The sequence below is a fragment of the Glutamicibacter soli genome, from assembly GCF_052322135.1.
Lineage (GTDB): Bacteria > Actinomycetota > Actinomycetes > Actinomycetales > Micrococcaceae > Glutamicibacter > Glutamicibacter soli.
This window is the reverse complement of record NZ_CM125969.1, coordinates 3521990-3540277: the sequence shown is the minus strand read 5'-3', so window position 1 is coordinate 3540277 and position 18288 is coordinate 3521990. Positions and strand designations below refer to the sequence as shown.

Genomic DNA, 18288 nt, shown 5'->3' with positions numbered 1-18288 from the left:
GCCCGGAATGCAGCACAACCCCCGCGGCGCCGGTGCGGTGATCGCCCTGGACCTGGGCGGCACCAAGATCGCCGGCGCCGTCATGGACCCGCAAGCCGGCATCCTAGCCTCGGGCGGACTGCCCACCCCTGCCACGCAGGGCGCCGACGCGGTGCTCGACGCCATGGCCAAACTGGTCGCCGACCTGCGATCCCGGGCCCGGTGCGGCATCGACGGCCTGGGCCTGGGCGCGGCCGGGGTCATCGACCCGGCCACCGCCCGCGTGCTCTCGGCCACCGACACCATCTCCGGCTGGGCGGGCACCGACCTTGCCGGCCAGATGTTCCAGCGCACGGGTCTTGAGACCCGTGCGGTCAACGACGTGCACGCGCACGGGCTGGGCGAAGCCCGGTTCGGCGCGGGCCGCGGCGCCCGCGAGGTGCTGCTGCTGGCCGTGGGTACCGGCATCGGCGGCTCCCACCTCATTGACGGGCAGGCGCACACCGGCGCCCACCGCGTGGCCGGGCACATGGGCCACATCGACTCCCCGCTAGCCGCAGGGATCCGGTGCTCCTGCGGACGCACCGGGCACCTGGAAGCCATCGCCGCCGGGCCTGCCATCCACCGCCACTACCTGCGGCTGGGCGGAAACCCGGAGGCTGTCGATACCCGCGCGGTGGCAAAGCTGGCCGAATCCGGCGACAAACTTGCGGTGACGGCGCTGCGCACCGGGGCCCTGGCCGCGGGCAGGGCCGCTGGATCGCTGGCGAACATCCTGGACCCCGAGCTGGTCATCATCTCCGGCGGCATGGCGCACGCCGGGCCCGCCTGGTGGCAGTGGCTGCGCGAAGGCTACGCGGCTTCCGCGATCGACTCGCTGCAGGGCACGCAGCTGGTGCCCGCGAAGTTGGGCACCAGCGCCGCCTTCTACGGCGCCGCCAGCCTGTTCTGGACCCCCGAAAGGACAACTCCCTGATGCTGCTGACCCCAGCCCAACTTGAAAGCCTGCGGGGCAAACTTATTGTGTCCGCGCAGGCCTACCCCGGCGAACCCATGCGGCTGCCGCAGACCATGGCGCAGGTGGCCGCCTCGGCGGTCGTCGGCGGCGCGGCCGCGGTGCGCGTGCAGGGGCTCGCGGACATCCAGTTCACCCGTTCCGCGGTGGAAGTTCCGGTCATCGGCCTATTCAAGGACGGCCACGAGGGCGTGTTCATCACGCCCACCGTGCACCACGCGCTGGCCGTGGCCCAGGCTGGGGCACACATCGTGGCGCTGGACGGCACCCGCCGCGAGCGGCCCGACGGGCTGAGTCTGGAGCAGACCGTGCGCGCCGTGCACGAGCGCTCCGGCGCCCTGGTCATGGCCGACTGTGGTTCGCTGAGCGACGCGCTGGCCGCTGCCGAGGCCGGAGCCGACCTGATCGGCACCACGCTGGCCGGCTACACCGGCGAACGCGCGAAGACCAAGGGCCCGGACCTGGAACTGATCGGGCAGATCGCCGCGGCCGGGCTGGACCGCCCGCTGGTGGCCGAAGGCCGCATCCACACCCCGGCGCAGGCCCGCGCGGCCGTGGACGCCGGCGCCTTCGCGGTGGTAGTGGGCACCGCCATCACCCACCCGGCAACCATCGCCTCCTGGTTCGGCGACGCGCTGGCCGCCGACTGAGTTGCCAGCGGCACCGCGTCGAACACCCCACCCGTGCGGCGGGCCGAGCCCCTCGGCGCGCTGCACGGGCTACGCATATTTAAGTTGTAAGTTCGCTTTTGACTAGTATTTAAATATTCAAAATATTGATAATTTAACTACCAAACGTAACGCCGAACACATAAGCTGGGTGTGACGTCCCACGTCGTACATCTGAAGAAACTCGGAACCCCCATTTCCCGAGTGAAAGGAACCAGCCCCGATGAAATTCCCCGATCGTCATCGCCGCCGATCCATTGCCCTGGCCGTGGCAGTCTCATTGGCTCTGCCGCTGTCGATGATGCCGGCAGCCAATGCCTCCGGCTCGCTCAGCACGCCAAACCCCGCCGACGCACCCGGCCAGTTCTCAGAGGTCAACCTCGGGCAGGACCGCACCGAGGCGAACTTCTTCTACCGCATCCCGGCTCTGGCCCACGTGGGCGACGGCGTCGTGCTGGCCTCCTGGGACGTGCGCCCGGGCAGCGCCGCCGATGCCCCCAACCCCAACACCATCGTCCAGCGCCGCAGCGTCGACAACGGCAAGACCTGGGGACCGATGACCACCGTGGCTGCGGGCTTCACCGGCAGCGTCAGCGAAGGCAAATACGGCTACTCCGACCCGAGCTATGTCGTCGATGAGGAATCCGGAAAGATCTTCAACTTCTTCGTCTACTCCAAGGACCAGGGCTTCCACGGGAGCACTTGGGGCAATGACGACGCCAACCGCCAGGTCATCAGCGCCGCCGTGATCGAGTCCACGGACGGCGGCGAAACCTGGAGCGCTCCGCGGTTGATCACCGACGTCGCCAAGCCGGGGGACGGTCCCGTGCCGGGCGCGGTGCGCAGCACCTTCGCCACCTCCGGCGCCGGTATCCAGGTCACCCGCGGGGAGTACAAAGGCCGACTGATCCAGCAATACGCCGGCGACGTGATGCAGGCCAACGGCTCGCGGACCTACCAGGCGTACTCCGTGTACTCGGACGACCACGGGGCCACCTGGCAGCGCGGCGAATTCACCGGAACCTCCATGGACGAGAACAAGATCGTGGAGCTCTCCGACGGCAGGATCATGCTCAACTCGCGCGATTCCGCCGGAGGCGGCTTCCGCAAGGTCGCCATTTCCGAAGACGGCGGGCACAGCTACTCCAAGGTGAGCCAGGACCGCCAGCTGCCCGATCCGACTAACAACGCGCACCTGACCCAGATGTTCCCCGACGCCGCCGCGGGAAGCGATGAGGCCAAGAAGCTGCTCTACACCGGCGCCAACTCGCAGACCGGCCGCGAGAACGTCTCGGCCCGCGTCTCCTGCGACGACGGGCAGACCTGGCCGGGACTGCGCACCATCCGGCGCGGGTTCTCCGCTTATTCGGTGGCAACCGCCCAGGCCGACGGCCAGTTCGGCGTCTTCTACGAAGGCAACTACACCGACTCCATGATGTACGCCTCCTTCGACGAGGAATGGCTGAACTACGTGTGCGCACCAATGTCCGCGCCGAAGCTCACCCTGGACGCCGGGCAGAGCGCCACCATGGAGGTGACGATCACCAACCAGGAAAACCATGCGATCAGCGGCATCCTGCAGGTGCAGCAGAGCAGCCAGGTCTCCTCCGAGCCGGTCGCCGTTGAGCAGCTCGCAGCCAAGGAGCAGCGCAGCATTCAGCTTCCGGTCACCGCCTCCGTGGTGGCCAACGGCAAGCAGCGGCTGCAGCTGCAGTTCACCGAGGCCGGCGGCAAGATGTCGCAGGCTCTCGTGGAAGCGGAGATCGCCGGCAAGGAAGTGACCGGGCTGGAGATCTCCGGGGAGCGGGCCGATGCGGGACGTGACCTTGCGGCCGCCCCGTACCAGGCCGGTGAGAAGCTGCCCTACACCTTCACCGTGAAGAACGCCGGCAACGTCAACCAGTGGGTGGTTCCGACCGAGGGCAACTTCGCGCCGTTCGCCGCCCGGCCCGTCGGGCAGCCCAGCGACGCGGGCAACTGCCGCTATTCGAACCTCGCGGCCGGCACATCCTATAGCTGCGCCACCCCTCGCCACACCGTGACCGAGGCGGAGCTCGCCGACGGCTTTTTCGTCCCGAAGACCACCTGGACCGCCGGTAAGCTCGACGACCACGCCAAGGTGCTCAACGACTACGTGATCACCTCCGACGAGGTCGACGTGCTGGAGCGGCGTCCGTCGCTGTCCGCCGAGGCCTCCGACCCGGTATTCAAGGACCTGGATGCCGACGGCTACGCGTCGGCCGGGGACACCGTCACCTACGAGGCGAGCGTGCGCAACAGCGGCAACGTCCGCCTGACCGGTCTGCAAGGCGCCGGCTGGGAAGCGGAGGAACTCGCCGCAGGCGGCAGCTCGACGGTGAAGATCACCCGCACGCTGACGGCCGCGCACATCGAGGCCGGCGTGCTGGCCGCAGGCACGGAAACCGTCGAGGGATTCAATGGCCTGCGCGTGGCGAGCGCGGAGCTGAAGCTGTCCGAGCTGAAGCTGAATGTGGCGCCGAAGGACGACGCGACCGCCAAGCCTGCCAAAGCGGTGCTCTCCGATGACAACGGGCACGATACCGGCCTGAAAGACGGGGACTACACCGTCACCATGAACCTGTGGCACGGCTCCAACGCCTCGCAGTTCATCCTGATGGAGGACGGCCGGGAGATCTCCCGGCAGAACCTGGTGTCCGCCTCCCCGGCGGCGCAGCAGGCCCGGGTTCAGGTCAAGGGCAAGAAGAACGGCACCTACGAATACCAGGGCGTGCTGGTCAACGCGGCCGGAAGCACCAAGACCCAAATGCTCAAGGTCAAGGTCAAGGACGCGAACCCGGGCACCCCGGTGCTCAGCGCCAGGACCGGCTCTGCAGCAGGGGAGCTGACGCTGACCACCGACATGTGGTGGGGCACCAACGCGACCGGATACCAGCTGTTCGAGAACGGCAAGCTGATCGACTCGCAGGACCTGGTGGCGGCCACGCCGGCCGCCCAGCAGGTGGCGACGGTGCTCCGCGACCGCACGCCGGGGAGCTATGAGTACCAGGTGAAGCTGAGCAACGACGCAGGCGAATCGAGCAGCAAGGTTCGCACCGTCCGCGTGAAGTAGCCAAACGTCGGGGCCCGTCCAAGGAAACTTGGATGGGCCCCTCGCGGTTAAGGGCGGCTCGCGGCGGGCTGGGCGCTATGCCTGTTCCTGGTACCCCAGACGGGCGCTGATCTGCTTCGCGGTGCGCACCGTCTGGGTGCACAGCTCGTCCAGGTCCGTCGCCGAGACGCGGTAGTACGGGGCGGCGATCATGGCCGCCGCCACGACGTCCCCGCGGTGGTCGAAGACCGGCGCGGCGACGCTGACCTCGTCGCGGGAGGTTTCGCCGTAGTTGATGGAGTAGCCCCGGCGCCGCACGGCCTCCAGCCGCGGGAGGTAGTCCTCCACAGCCATGACCTGGGGCAACTCGATCCTGCCGCCGTCGAGCAGGGAGCGCACCGTCTCCGCGGGCTGGTGGGCCAGGAACATCTGCACCGAGGCGCTCAGCCCGGTGCGGTAGCGGCTTCCCAGCACGGAGGTGTGCTTCACGAGCCGGGTGGAGGGCAGCTGTTCCACCGAGACGGATTCGCTGCCATCCCAGATGCTCAGGATGGCGCTCTCCCCGCTGGCGTCGCGCAGCTCCTCCAGCAGCGGATAGGAGACCTGGCGGACATCCAGATTGGCCAGCAGCGGGCCGGCGATCGCGATCAGCGCCAGTCCCAGCTTGTACTTGCGGGTCTGCTCGTTGCGCTCGACGATGCGTTCCTGCTCCAGGGTGGCCAGGATGCGCGAGACGCTGGACTTGTGCAGCCCCACCTCGGCGGCGATGTCCGTGACGCCCAGGACCGGGCGTTCCACGCTGAAGCAGCGCAGCACGTCGATGACATTGACGATCACCGAGGCGCCGCGCGACTCGCCGGACTGGTCGGCGCGGGCGTTCTGTCGCTCGTCATGTTCTACCGCTGTCATCTGAACTCCTTGGATCATTTCGTCCTTTAAAAGATACTAGCCGGGCGGCAGGTGCGCCCGGCTAGCTTGGGTTGTTTCAGCTCAGCGGCTTGCGGCTGGTTTCCACGGAGCAGGCCACCGCGACCAGGGAGATCACCGCGGCGCCCATCAGGTACCAGCCCGGGGCCAGCAGGTTGCCGGAGGTGGCAATGAGCAGGGTGGCCACGAACGGTGCGGTGCCACCGAACAGGGCGTTGGACAGGTTGAAGGAGACGGCGAATCCGGAGTAGCGGACCTTGGTCGGGAACATCTCGGCTAGGAAGCTGGGCAGGGTTCCGTCGTTCAGCGTCAGCATCGCGCCGAGCAGGATCTGCACCAGCACGATGACCAGGAAATTGCCGGTCTCCAGCAGCATGAAGGCCGGGACGATGAACACGATGAACAGGATCGACGCGGAGATCAGCACGCGCTTGCGGCCGAACTTGTCGGAGAGCATGCCGGTCAGGAAGATGAATCCGATATAGGTGGCCAGTGCCACGGTGGTGGCCAGGTACGAGCGGGTCGCATCCAGTCCCAGCTCCTCGGAGAGGTAGGTCGGCATGTAGGAGAGGATCACGTAGAAGCCCACGGCGTTCAGCAGCACTGCACCGGCCGCTTGGAGCAGCTGGCGCCAGTGGTTGCGGAACAGGTCGCGCACCGGGGAGCTGTCCTGCGACGGTTCCTCGGAGGCTTCGAGGAACGCCGGTGAATCCTCGAGCTTGGTCCGGATGTAGCGGCCGATCAGGCCCATCGGGGCGGCCAGCAGGAACGGGATGCGCCAGCCCCAGCTTTCCATCTGGTCGGCGCTCAGCGCCCCGGTGAGCACCGCAGCCATCAGCGAACCGAGCAGGAGCCCGGTGGCGGTGCTGGCGGGGACTACCGCGGCGTACAGGCCGCGCTTGTTGGCTGGAGCGTATTCCACCAGGAACGCCGAGGCCCCGGCGTATTCTCCGGCGGCAGAGAAGCCCTGCACCAGGCGCAGCGCCAGCAGCATCAGCGGCGCGGCCACGCCGATGGCGGCATAGCCCGGAAGCAGCGCGATGCAGAAGGTGGCGCCGGTCATCAGCAGGATCGACCAGGACAGGGCGGTGCGGCGGCCGATCTTGTCGCCCAGGTGGCCCCAGATGAAACCGCCCAGCGGGCGTACCAGGAACGAGATGGCGAAGACGCCGAAGGTCATCATCAGGGCAAGCTGGCGGTCTTCGCTCGGGAAGAAGACTGCGGAAATGGTGACGGCCAGGTATCCGTAGGCCGCGTAGTCGAACCATTCGACGAAGTTTCCGATGAAGCTGGCCGCGACAACCTTGCGGCGAACACCTGGGTCGATCTGCGCCGTGCCTGCGCCGGGTGCTGCCGGAAGCAGCCGGGTCTGCGAGCCTTGGGACTGGTCATGCTCGGTCATGGTCCACCGCCGTCGGTTGGAGGGAATTCGGGCAGTTGCAATCAACGCAACCGTGTTGCTTAATGCTAGATGTGCTCCAGTTCACAGTCAAGGGGCTCGGGGAAAGTTTTCAGCCGGCCCTCGGTGGAACCGCCGCACGGGGCTCCGGGGGGGCGCTGACTTGGGGTTCAAGCACAACGGCAGGTGCACATCGCGATTGCCTCATGCGACGTGCACCTGCCGAAGTTGCGGTTCTATTGAGGGCGCTCAGTCCAGGGGTTTGCGGCTGGTTTCAACCGAGCAAGCCACTGCGATCAGCGAGATCACTGCCGCGCCCATCAGGTACCAACCCGGAGCCAGCAGGTTCCCGGAGGTGGCGACGAGCAGGGTCGCGACAAAGGGCGCGGTCCCGCCGAATAGCGCATTGGACAGGTTGAAGGATACGGCGAATCCGGAGTAGCGGACCTTGGTGGGGAACATTTCAGCCAGATAGCTCGGCAAGGTTCCGTCGTTCAGGGTCAGCATCGCGCCAAGCAGAATTTGCACCAGGACGATGACCAGGAAATTCCCGGTGTTCAGGAGCATGAATGCGGGAACCGTTGCGATGACGAACGCGATGGACGCGCTGATCAGCACGCGCTTGCGCCCGAACCTGTCCGAAAGCATGCCAGTGAGGAAAATGAAGCCGATATAGGTCACCAGCGCCACGGTGGTGGCCACATAGGAGGCGGTTGCATCCAGGCCGAGTTCCTGGGACAGGTATGTGGGCATGTAGGAAAGGATCACGTAGAAACCGACAGCGTTCAGCAATACCGCGCCCGCAGCCAGCAGTAGGCGACGCCAGTGGTCGCGGAAGAGGGACTTGACCGGTGCCTTGATGACTTCGTCTTCCTGGGAGAGCTCGCGGAAGACCGGCGAATCCTCCAGTTTGGTGCGGATGTAGCGGCCGATCAGACCCATTGGAGCGGCCAGCAGGAACGGGATGCGCCAGCCCCAGGACTGCATGTCCTCGGCGGTTAGCAGGCCGGTGAGCAGCGCCGCCATGAGCGAACCCAGCAGCAGGCCGGTGGCGGTGCTGGCCGGCACGACGGCCGCGTACAGGCCTCGCTTGTTGGCCGGGGCGTATTCCACCAGGAAGGCCGAAGCGCCGGCGTATTCGCCAGAAGCGGAGAAGCCCTGGACCAGACGCAGAAGCAGCAGCAATAGAGGAGCCGCGAGGCCGATGGTGGCGTAGCCGGGAAGCAGGGCGATGCAGAAGGTCGCGCCCGACATGAGCAGGATGGACCAGGAAAGCGCTTCGCGTCGGCCGATCTTGTCTCCGATATGCCCCCAGACGAAGCCGCCCAGCGGGCGGACCAGGAAGGAAATTGCGAAGAGGGCGAAGGTCAGCAGCAGCGCGGTTTCCGGTGCGGATTCGGGGAAGAACACCACCGAGATGGTGACAGCCAGGTATCCGTAGGCCGCGTAGTCGAACCATTCGACGAAGTTGCCGATGAAGCTGGCTGCTACGACCTTGCGGCGGGTTGCCGAGCCGACCCCTTCGGGGTTTGGCCGGTTCTGGCCGCTGAGTGTTGGCCCCAAATCGATTTTGGGAGCAATCCCTTTTCCTGATGATGAGTTTTCGTTCGTCATTGGGTGTACCACCATGTTTGTTTTGCGCCGCAGCGGCTGCGGCGTGGAGGTGTTTAATAAACGGATGGCGCAAGTTCATCGCCATTGAGTGTTCGCAGGCTGAGTTGCCGCGGTGAAATCCCTGGCGGGCGGCGTGGCCGGCCCTGCAGCGGTGCGGCCTGGCTGGCCGCTGGCATTCTCGGCAGGCTGGGGCCTGCAATGCCCTGTGGATGCTGAAAAGCTATTTTCTTCGGAGCGGAGTCTGCTCCGCTGCGGTTCAAGATAAAAGCGGCGAAAGCCGCGTTCGGGGCCCGGGCGAGCGCAGGAATCGCTCATCCGGGCCCCGGGGCGGATCGGCCTAGGCGTCGATGATGTTGTTTTCCGGACCGAAGCCGAACTTGGTGATGTTCTCAACGGTGTTGTCTTCGTTGATCACCAGGATGTCGTGCTCGCGGTAGCCGCCGGCGCCCGGCTCGCCGTCCATGATGGTGATCATCGGCTCCATGGAGACGACCATGCCCGGCTCCAGCACGGTATCGATGTCCTCGCGCAGCTCAAGACCTGCTTCGCGGCCGTAGTAGTGCGACAGGACGCCGAAGGAGTGGCCGTAGCCGAAGGTGCGGTTCGGCAGCAGGCCGTGGGCGATGTAGATTTCGTTTAGCTCCGCGGCGATGTCCTTGCAGACCGCGCCCGGCTTGATCAGTTCCAGGCCGCGCTTGTGGACCTCGACGTTGACGTTCCACAGTTCCAGGCTGCGGGCATCCGGCTCGCCGAGGAACAAGGTGCGCTCCAGGGCAGTGTAGTAGCCCGAGGTCATCGGGAAGCAGTTCAGCGACAGGATGTCTCCGCGCTGCAGCTTGCGGGTGGTGGCCCAGTTGTGGGCGCCGTCGGTGTTGATTCCGGACTGGAACCAGACCCAAGTGTCGCGCACTTCGCGGTGCGGGAAGGTCTTGGCGATCTCGTGCACCATAGCCTCGGTGCCGATCAGCGCGACCTCGTACTCGGAGATGCCTTCGCGGATCGCCGCCTTGATAGCCTCGCCGCCCAGGTCTCCGATGCGGGCGCCGTGCTTGATGACCTCGATTTCCTCGGCGGACTTGATCATGCGCTGGCGCATGGCGTCCTGCGAAACGTCGAGCAGGGTGGCGCCTGCGAAGGTGTCCTGGATCTTCTGACGGGTCAGGCCTGGCAGGAAGTCGTCCTCGACGCCGATGCGCGAGGCCTTCACTCCGTCGCGCTTCAGGGCTTCCTGCAGGCCGTAGTAGAAGTTGTCGCGCTTCCAATCGGTGTACACGATGTTCTCACCGTAACTGGTGCGCCATGGCATACCGGCGTCGATGTTCGCGGTGACGGTGGTTGAGTTCTTTGCGGTGACCACCAGCGCGTAGTTGCGGCCGAAGGTCGTGTAGAGGAAGTCCGAGTAGTACTTGATGCCGTGGTAGCTGGTCAGGATGACTGCGTCCAGGGACTTCGCTGCCATGATCTGGCGCAGTCCGGCCAAGCGGCGCTCGAACTCCGCGTCCGAGAAGGTCAGCTGTTCCTTGGTGCCGTTATGCAGGGTCTTCAGGCGGGCCAACTCGGAGACGTTGGTGGCGATGTTCGAGGAAGTGGTCATTGCTTGACTCCTTTTGGAAGTTGTTTGAGGTGTTTAGAAAGCTGGGAACAATTAAGTTGCATTCATTGCAACACCGTTGCACTCAGCGTATTTGTGCTTCAGGTCACTGTCAAGTGGGTGCCTGAAGAATCTTTTGGATGCAGGCCAAGGACCGTTCCGTGGCGGATGCCGAATGTTGAGCATCCGCCACGCGGCGCCTTGTAAGCGCTGCGAAATCAGTGCCGGCGAATCTAGGATTCGCCGATGTCATCGGTGATTTTCTTGCTGATTGCGCCCGTCCCGTTGGGGTCGGGCACGAATAGCAGCGACGGATCCGGGTTGTTGATGTCCTTTTCCAGCTGCTTAATTGCCCTGTCGCGTTTAAGCAGCCGCCGGATCAGGTTCACGATCATCAGCAGGATCACGAAGGAGAACGGGAACGCGCCGATAATGGTGCCGGTCTGGACCGTGTCCACCACTGCGGTGCCGCCCAGCGTCAGCAGCACGGTGGCAACCGTGGCGATGCTGACCACCAGGACCACACGGAATACCGGCCCGGACTTGTTCGGCGCGGAAACGAACTCGCTCAGAGCGTAGATTCCCGAATCGAGGGAGGTCACGTAGTACGTGGCCACCAGGATCGTGGAGACCACCAGCAGGATGGCGCCGACGAACGGGATGTGCTCCAGCATGGCGAACAGGCCGGCTGACGTATCCGTGGCTACCGCCTCGCTGATGCCTCGATTGCTCTGGTCGTCGTAGTAGATCGCGGCAGAGCCGATGACGCCGATCCAGGTCATCACAATCAGCGTCGGGATGACCGTCACGCCGATGACGAACTCGCGGATGGTGCGGCCGCGGGAAATGCGGGCAATGAATCCGGCAACGAAGGGCGAGAAGGCGATGACCCAGCCCCAGATGAAGACAGTCCACCAGCCGTTCCAGCTGTCCTGCCAGGATTCCAGCGACTGCGCGGTGATTCCCGCGTCGGTCCACAGGCTCATGTTGACGAAGTTCGCCATGAAGCCGCCAAAGGTCTGGGACAAGGTGGAAACGATGTACAGGGTCGGACCGAAAATGAAGACAGCGCCGACCAGCACGATGCTGAGGATCGAGTTCAGGCTGGAGATCCGCGCCATGCCCTTGTTGATGCCCACGATGGCCGAGATGGCGGTAATGCCGGTGAACACCGCGATGACCATCATCCACATCATCGGAGATGCCTCGATGCCCAGGAACGAGGTGAGGCCGGAGCTGAACTGCATTGTGGCAAAACCGAAGGACGTCGCCAGCCCGAGGACGGTGGCGATGATCGCCAGCAGCTCCACCACCACTCCGGCCCCGCGCTGGGACCATTTCGGCAGGATGTCGACTGTGGCTTCGCGGAAGGTCAAGGTCTTGCCGAGATTGTGGTGTGAGTACGCCAGGCAGACCGCGACCACGCAGTACATGGCCCAAGCAGTCAGGCCCCAGTGGAAGTAGGTCCAGATGATCCCGCCCTCGGACGCCCCCTCGGGTCCTGCGGGGATCACCGGGTTCTCGTTGCGCAGCATGATTGGCTCGGCGACCGACCAGAAGATCAGGCCGATGCCCTGTCCGCAGGCGAAGAGCATGGAGTACCACGCGAATTTGCTGTGCCGGGGTTTGGCCTTGGGGCCGCCCAGGCGCACCTTGCCCACCTTGCTGGAAGCCAGCCAGATACACACCACGAGCGCGAACGCCGAATACAGGATGAACAACCAGGTGAACTTCCCGGTGACAAAGGTGCGCAGGTCCGAAATGACCGCAGAGGCGCCGTCGGGGTTGAGCAGGACCCAGATGATCACCGCCACGATGAGGATGGGCGGGATGATGCGGATCAGCAGCCGGTCCAGCGGCGGGATATGCCGGCCCATGAAGCGCGGCAGCTCCACCGGCGGGTTCTTTGCCTTGTCGGTGCGCATCGGCACGTGATCGGTAGACATGCTAGTCCACCTCGATCATCTGGTTTGAAAGGTTGAGCTCCTGGCCCAGTGAAGCGCCCAGGGCCGAGGTCACCGCATCCAGCAGCAGCTGGCCGCGGGCGGCGGTGGCGTTTTTCGCGCTGGAAAGGCACCCGCTGGCCGGAGTGCGTGCAGGATCCTCCGGGAACACGTCGTAGGAGGTGAGCGTCGCAGGGGGATGATCCACCACGCGGTCCATTTGCACCAGCTCGGGATGCAGCAGCAGCATCAGCGAGGTTTCCAGCACGCCTCCGTGCTCGATGTCCCAGCCCAGGAACCCCTCGGGGAACACCTGCTCCAGGGTCTGCTCGTCCACGAAATCCCAGTAGGACGTCAGCACCGCCCGCGAGGTTGAACCGGCCTGCAATGCGCCAGCCACGGCCTTGTCGAGGCCCTCGTAGAGGAACTGGTAGTTCTCGAAGTGCCCGTTGAGCACCACGACGTTCTTGAAGCCCTGGGCCATGAAGGACGCGGCGATCTCCTCGATTTTGCCGATCAAGGTGCCGGCGCCCAGGCTGGTGGTACCCACCCGGTGGTTTCCTCCGCCGGAGCGCGGCTGCGACTTATAGCCGTAGCTGAAGACCGGGGCTACCAGCGCGCCGATACGCTGGGCAACCTGTCCGGCGATGGCCTTGGACAGCATGGCGTCGACTCCCAGGGGCATGTGCGGGCCGTGCTGTTCGGTGGCTCCGGTGGGGATGATGACAGTGGAATCCATGCGCGATACGTAGGATGCGTAACTCTGGGCATCGATTTCTTCTAGGAAAACAGAAGGCAACGTTCTCTCCTTGACTAGCAGGTGGTGGGGTGCGGGGAAGTCCTCGGTTACTCGCCGCCGCCATGGCCCTGGATCAAGCTGTCTGGATCCGGGCCCGACGGCCGCGGCCGGTGCGCCGCGAGCGGCAAAGCGGTTTCCGGCTTACCCGCCACCGAGTCTGAGTTGCTGGTTGGCGTCATCCTCGCGGATGGAATGCCGGGATGCTGTCGTTCGCAGACTTTTCATATCTCCTCGATTCGTGCGAAAAAGAAGTGAGGGAAGTGCGTTGACTCAAAGCATAGGGAGCGTAGTGTGATGGCTGATACATGCAAAATGTCGTCATATACGAGGTTCTGAGTGACAAAGAGTCACTTGTGCTCCAATATTTGAGAGTTACTGTGCAGTACTCGCGCCGTCGGGAGGAAGCCATGCTCGTTACCCTGTCTGAAATCATGGCCGACCCGTTGATGCGGTCGGCCCGGCCGCGGCTTTTGGCAGCGGGCACGGTGGAGAGCGAGGTGTACGTTCGCTGGGTGCATACCAGTGAAGTGGTGCAGCTTGCCGGGCTTATCCACGGCGCGGAGCTCTTGCTGACTACCGGCGAGTCGGTGCTGAAGCTTCCCTTCGAGCAGCAGCGGCAATATCTGGCGATGCTGGCTGAATGCCGTGTCGCAGCGCTCGTGATTGAACGCGTCGGGCCGGAAAAGCAGTTGGCGCAGGAGTTCGTGGAGGCGGCGGCAGAGCTGGAACTGCCGCTGTACCAGCTGCAGGCGACGGTGCCCTTTGTGGCTCTGGCTGAAAAGATCAATACCAGGATTGTTTCCGAGCAGGCTTCGGCGCTGCAGCAGGCCGATGCCATTTCCCAGCAGCTGGCCCAGCATCTGGCGGTGGCCGGTCCGGCCCTGGTGCCGCTGCTGGAGATGATCGACAACCAGCTGCGTCTGGGTGCGGAGATCGTCAATCAGGAAGGAGCGGTGATCGCCGCCTCGCAGCGGGCGGTGCTGCATAGGCTGCAGGAAGAGAAGTCTGGACAGTTCGATGTCTCGGTGAACCTGTATATCGGCGGCGATGCCGCGGCGCGGCTGGTGCTGCATGCGCAGGCGCAACATCATCAGCAGCGCTTGGAGCTGGTGGCGGACAGGCTTGGGAGCATTGTGACGCTGGCATTCTCCCAGCACTACAAACCCAGCGCCCAGCAGGCTGCCACGTTGGCGCTGCTGCAGTCGATCGTGAACGCGGGAGGCGAGAACTACGTGGTGCACCGGGCCGCGGAGGCGCAGATCGCCGCGGGGGCGCCGTTGTGCATGCTGGTGCTGCAAGGCGTGGACGTGTCGCGGGATCGTGCGGAACTTGCACGCCACCTGCGCGCCGGCGGCCAGCGGGTGTTCACCTATGTGCAGGGCCACCGCTTGTATGCACTGTGCATCCTGGATCCAGTCGCGCCCCGTCGTTCCCGGGCCGAACTGGTCCAGCGCCTGCGCGCGGCGTTGCGCGGCGAACAGCTGGAATGCTGTGTCGGCCCCATTGCGTTGGATGTTTCCCGCGCGCGCTGGTCGCTGACGCAGGCGGAGTCCATCGAGTCCTGGGGCGCGGCCAGCGGGGACGAAGGCACGGTGCGGGATGCGCTGGACTACGCCCTGCAGCGCCTGGTGGCGCAGCTGGATGAACCCGAGAAGTTGCGGGAATTCATCGCAGAGCAGATCGGGGAGCTCCTTGACGCGGACCGCGACAAGGACGGGCAGTTGCTCAAGACGCTTGAAGCCTGGTTGGCCAGCGGCTGCCACGCCACGGAGACTGCGGCGCGGTTATACGTGGAGCGCCAGACGCTGCACAAGCGCCTGGCGAAGATCTTCGCGCTGATCGGGGGAGACCCGCGCGTCAATGGCAGGGTACTGCCCGTGCATCTAGCGGCGTGGCTGGCGCTGCGGGATTAAAAGCAGTGCAGCGCGCTAAAGCACGCTGCGGATGGTTTTTTCGAAACCGATGACGTGCTTGGCTGCCAGCTGTTCCGCCTCGTCGGCGTCCCCGTCCAGAATGAGCTTGATCAGCGTTGCATGCTCGGCAATGTGCCCGTGGAGATCTGGCAGCCGGTCAAGCACCATGCACCAGATGCGGGTCGCCAGGTTGTCCAGGCGCACCAGCGTCTCCTGCAGATGCTGGTTCTGCGCCGCGCGGTAGATCAGCCGGTGCACTTCGAGGTCGTATTCCATCAATTCGCGCCGGTCGCCGCTCAGGTCCAAGGACAGGATCGCGCTCATGGTGCGTTCGAGTTCCCCGCGATAGGCGCCCCCGCGATGTTCGGCCGCACGGCGCGAGGCCAAGGGCTCGAGCACCAGGCGCATCTCGGAGATCGCGGCCAGCTCGGTGATGTCGACGCCCGTGGCAAAAGTCCCGCGCCGGGGGTAGGAAACCACCAGATGGTCGACCTCCAGACGCTTGAGCGCTTCGCGGATCGGCGTGCGGCCCATGTCCAGATCGACCGCCAGCTGCGCCTCGTTGATCGGGTCGCCGGGAGCGATATCCATCATGATCAGCCGGTCGCGCAAAATGCGATACGAGCGTTCCGCCATGGATTCGGTGCCAGTGATTACTCTGGTCAAGCTTGTCATTTCACGCTCCCTTGTTGATGTCTATTCTGCCGCGGGCAGGGCCGGTAAAGAAATCTTCGTCCCACCCATTGACGGGGTGTGGCTTACATCATACGCTAAGACGCAGACATTGATATATCAGTTGTCGGCAATTCATACTTTTAGGGAGAATGTGGTGCTTCAAACTCAAACGCTTGCTGCTGAATCGCTGACCCAGTCCCTGGTCGAGCTGGATCCGGAGGTCGCGCAGCGGATCGATGCTGAGCTGGCCCGCCAGCAGCGCGGCCTGGAAATGATCGCCTCGGAAAACCACACGGCCCAGGCCGTGATGCAGGCGCAGGGTTCGGTGCTGACCAACAAGTACGCCGAGGGCTACCCGGGCCGCCGCTACTACGGCGGCTGCGAAGAGGTCGACGTCATCGAGACCCTGGCCATCGAGCGCGTCAAGGAACTGTTCGGCGCGAAGTTCGCCAACGTCCAGCCGCACTCCGGGGCCCAGGCCAACGCGTCGGTCTACCACGCGCTGGTGCGTCCGGGCGATACCGTGCTGGGCTTGAACCTGGCCCACGGCGGGCATTTGACCCACGGCATGAAGATCAACTTCTCCGGCCGCCTGTTCAACATCGTCCCGTACGGCGTGGACGAGGAGACGAACCTGGTGGACATGGACGAGGTCGAGCGCCTGGCCATCGAGCACCAGCCGAAGATGATCGTGGCCGGCTGGTCGGCCTACCCTCGCCAGCTCGACTTCGTCCGCTTCCGCGAAATCGCGGACAAGGTCGGTGCGTACCTGTTCGTGGACATGGCGCACTTCGCCGGCCTGGTCGCCACCGGGCTGCACCCGTCGCCGGTGCCGCATGCGCATGTGGTCACCTCGACCACGCACAAGACCCTGGCAGGCCCTCGCGGCGGCATCATCCTGTCGAACGATGCGGAGATCGCCAAGAAGCTGAACTCGGCGGTGTTCCCTGGCCAGCAGGGCGGCCCGCTGGAGCACGTGATCGCGGGCAAGGCGGTGGCGTTCAAGATCGCCGCCTCGCCGGAGTTCAAGGAGCGCCAGCAGCGCACCTTGGCCGGTTCGCGGATCCTGGCCGAGCGGTTGACCCAGGCCGACGTGGCCGCCAAGGGCATCAGCGTGTTGACCGGCGGCACGGATGTGCACCTGGTGCTGGTGGACCTGCGCCACAGCGAGCTGGATGGGCAGCAGGCCGAGGATCTGCTGGCGCAGGTGGAGATCACGGTGAACCGCAATTCGGTGCCGTTTGATCCGCGTCCGCCGATGACTACCAGCGGGTTGCGGATTGGCACCCCGGCGTTGGCGACCCGCGGGTTCTCCGAGGAGGCTTTTGCCGAGGTTGCGGAGATCATCGCGCAGACCCTGATTGCCGGGGCCGAGGGCAACACCGGGGTGTTGCCGGAGTTGAAGGCCCGGGTTCTGGAGCTGGCCGCAGCCCACCCACTGTACCCAAACCTGAAAAAGATCGGAGAATAGCCATGGCTGATTTGCTGCCTGAGCACCCGGAATTCCTCTGGGCCAACCCGGAGCCGAAGAAGTCCTATGATGTCGTCATCGTCGGCGGCGGCGGCCATGGCCTGGCCACCGCCTACTACCTGGCCAAGAACCACGGCATCACCAACGTCGCCGTCCTGGAAAAGGGCTGGCTGGCCGGCGGGAACATGGCCCGCAACACCACCATCATCCGCTCGAACTACCTGTGGGACGAATCCGCGGGCATTTACGAGAAGTCCCTGAAGCTGTGGGAGCAGCTGCCCGAGGAACTGGACTACGACTTCCTGTTCTCCCAGCGCGGCGTGCTGAACCTCGCCCACACCCTGGGAGATGTGCGCGAATCAGTGCGCCGCGTGGAGGCCAACAAGTTCAACGGAGTCGACGCCGAGTGGCTCACCCCGGAACAGGTCAAGGAAGTCTGCCCGATCATCAACATCGGCGACGACATCCGCTACCCGGTCATGGGCGCCACCTACCAGCCGCGCGCCGGCATCGCCAAGCACGACCACGTGGCCTGGGCCTTCGCCCGCAAGGCCAACGAAATGGGCGTGGACATCATCCAGAACTGCGAAGTCACCGGCTTCCTGAAGGACGGCGAGAAGGTCACCGGCGTGAAGACCACGCGCGGCACCATCCACGCCGGCAAGGTCGCCCTGGCCGGTGCCGGGCACTCCTCGGTGCTGGCGGAACTGGCGGGCTTCGAACTGCCCATCCAGTCCCACCCGCTGCAGGCCCTGGTCTCCGAGCTGTTCGAACCGGTCCACCCGACGGTGGTCATGTCCAACCACATCCACGTCTACGTCTCCCAGGCCCACAAGGGCGAACTGGTCATGGGCGCGGGCATCGACAGCTACAACGGCTATGGCCAGCGCGGCGCGTTCCACGTGATCGAGGAACAGATGGCCGCCGCGGTGGAGCTGTTCCCGATCTTCGCCCGGGCGCACGTGCTGCGCACCTGGGGCGGCATCGTGGACACCACCATGGACGCCTCGCCAATCATTTCCAAGACGCCGATCCAGAACCTCTACGTCAACTGCGGCTGGGGTACTGGCGGCTTCAAGGGAACCCCGGGCGCCGGTTTCACCCTGGCGCACACCATTGCCAACGACGAGGCCCACGCGTTGAACGCATCGTTCAGCCTGGAACGTTTTGAAACCGGCCACCTGATCGACGAACACGGCGCAGCAGCCGTGGCCCACTAGGAGC

General features: G+C 65.0%; 13 protein-coding genes. 6 read left to right on the top strand and 7 right to left on the bottom strand.

What is annotated here, in order from left to right; translation table 11 throughout:
• Positions 1 to 7 precede the first annotated feature (7 nt).
• The 3 genes from ACTX90_RS16730 to ACTX90_RS16720 all read left to right on the top strand — a co-directional run bounded on the left by ACTX90_RS16730 (position 8) and on the right by ACTX90_RS16720 (position 4753).
• Positions 8 to 955, top strand: a complete 948-nt coding sequence (locus ACTX90_RS16730; protein ID WP_443442492.1) for an ROK family protein — start codon at positions 8 to 10, stop codon at positions 953 to 955.
• Complete coding sequence (locus ACTX90_RS16725) at positions 955 to 1644, top strand: N-acetylmannosamine-6-phosphate 2-epimerase (RefSeq protein WP_443442491.1); 690 nt, start codon at positions 955 to 957, stop codon at positions 1642 to 1644. The genes ACTX90_RS16730 and ACTX90_RS16725 overlap by 1 nt, the downstream gene beginning before the upstream one ends.
• Before the next feature lie 241 nt (positions 1645 to 1885).
• Positions 1886 to 4753 (top strand): exo-alpha-sialidase, encoded by a 2868-nt coding sequence (locus ACTX90_RS16720; RefSeq protein WP_443442490.1) that lies wholly within the window; start codon positions 1886 to 1888, stop codon positions 4751 to 4753.
• Between the two features lie 75 nt (positions 4754 to 4828).
• Here ACTX90_RS16720 and ACTX90_RS16715 read toward each other — a convergent pair whose 3' ends face one another.
• The 6 genes from ACTX90_RS16715 to ACTX90_RS16690 all read right to left on the bottom strand — a co-directional run bounded on the left by ACTX90_RS16715 (position 4829) and on the right by ACTX90_RS16690 (position 12945).
• On the bottom strand, positions 4829 to 5641 hold the full coding sequence (locus ACTX90_RS16715; RefSeq protein ID WP_053799059.1) for an IclR family transcriptional regulator: 813 nt from the start codon (positions 5639 to 5641) through the stop codon (positions 4829 to 4831).
• A 76-nt stretch (positions 5642 to 5717) separates the two neighbouring features.
• The gene (locus tag ACTX90_RS16710; protein ID WP_047120399.1) at positions 5718 to 7061 is read right to left on the bottom strand and encodes an MFS transporter; all 1344 of its coding nucleotides are present in this window, start codon (positions 7059 to 7061) and stop codon (positions 5718 to 5720) included.
• Positions 7062 to 7307: 246 nt separating this feature from the next.
• Positions 7308 to 8672, bottom strand: coding sequence for an MFS transporter (locus tag ACTX90_RS16705; protein ID WP_047120398.1), 1365 nt, complete (start codon positions 8670 to 8672; stop codon positions 7308 to 7310).
• 337 nt (positions 8673 to 9009) lie between these two features.
• On the bottom strand, positions 9010 to 10266 hold the full coding sequence (locus ACTX90_RS16700) for an aminopeptidase P family protein (protein ID WP_047120397.1): 1257 nt from the start codon (positions 10264 to 10266) through the stop codon (positions 9010 to 9012).
• A gap of 230 nt (positions 10267 to 10496) precedes the next feature.
• Positions 10497 to 12209 (bottom strand): BCCT family transporter, encoded by a 1713-nt coding sequence (locus ACTX90_RS16695; protein ID WP_443442489.1) that lies wholly within the window; start codon positions 12207 to 12209, stop codon positions 10497 to 10499.
• A gap of 1 nt (position 12210) precedes the next feature.
• Positions 12211 to 12945, bottom strand: coding sequence for a creatininase (locus ACTX90_RS16690; RefSeq protein WP_244910883.1), 735 nt, complete (start codon positions 12943 to 12945; stop codon positions 12211 to 12213).
• A 467-nt stretch (positions 12946 to 13412) separates the two neighbouring features.
• Between ACTX90_RS16690 and ACTX90_RS16685 the strand changes: the two genes are divergently transcribed.
• Positions 13413 to 14918 carry a PucR family transcriptional regulator gene (locus tag ACTX90_RS16685; protein ID WP_053799057.1) on the top strand — a complete coding sequence of 502 codons (1506 nt, stop codon included), beginning with the start codon at positions 13413 to 13415 and terminating at the stop codon, positions 14916 to 14918.
• A 15-nt stretch (positions 14919 to 14933) separates the two neighbouring features.
• On the opposite strand, the gene ACTX90_RS16680 is transcribed toward ACTX90_RS16685, so the two are convergent.
• On the bottom strand, positions 14934 to 15593 hold the full coding sequence (locus tag ACTX90_RS16680) for a GntR family transcriptional regulator (protein ID WP_443442488.1): 660 nt from the start codon (positions 15591 to 15593) through the stop codon (positions 14934 to 14936).
• Between the two features lie 154 nt (positions 15594 to 15747).
• Here ACTX90_RS16680 and glyA point away from each other — a divergent pair, with 154 nt between their 5' ends.
• Together glyA and ACTX90_RS16670 are read left to right on the top strand one after the other, a co-directional pair.
• Positions 15748 to 17064: a serine hydroxymethyltransferase gene (gene glyA / locus ACTX90_RS16675; RefSeq protein WP_443442487.1), complete on the top strand. Its 1317-nt coding sequence runs from the start codon at positions 15748 to 15750 to the stop codon at positions 17062 to 17064.
• A gap of 2 nt (positions 17065 to 17066) precedes the next feature.
• A complete protein-coding gene (locus ACTX90_RS16670) occupies positions 17067 to 18284 on the top strand; it encodes a sarcosine oxidase subunit beta family protein (protein WP_443442486.1) in 1218 nt (405 codons plus the stop codon).
• The last annotated feature ends 4 nt before the right edge of the window (positions 18285 to 18288 follow it).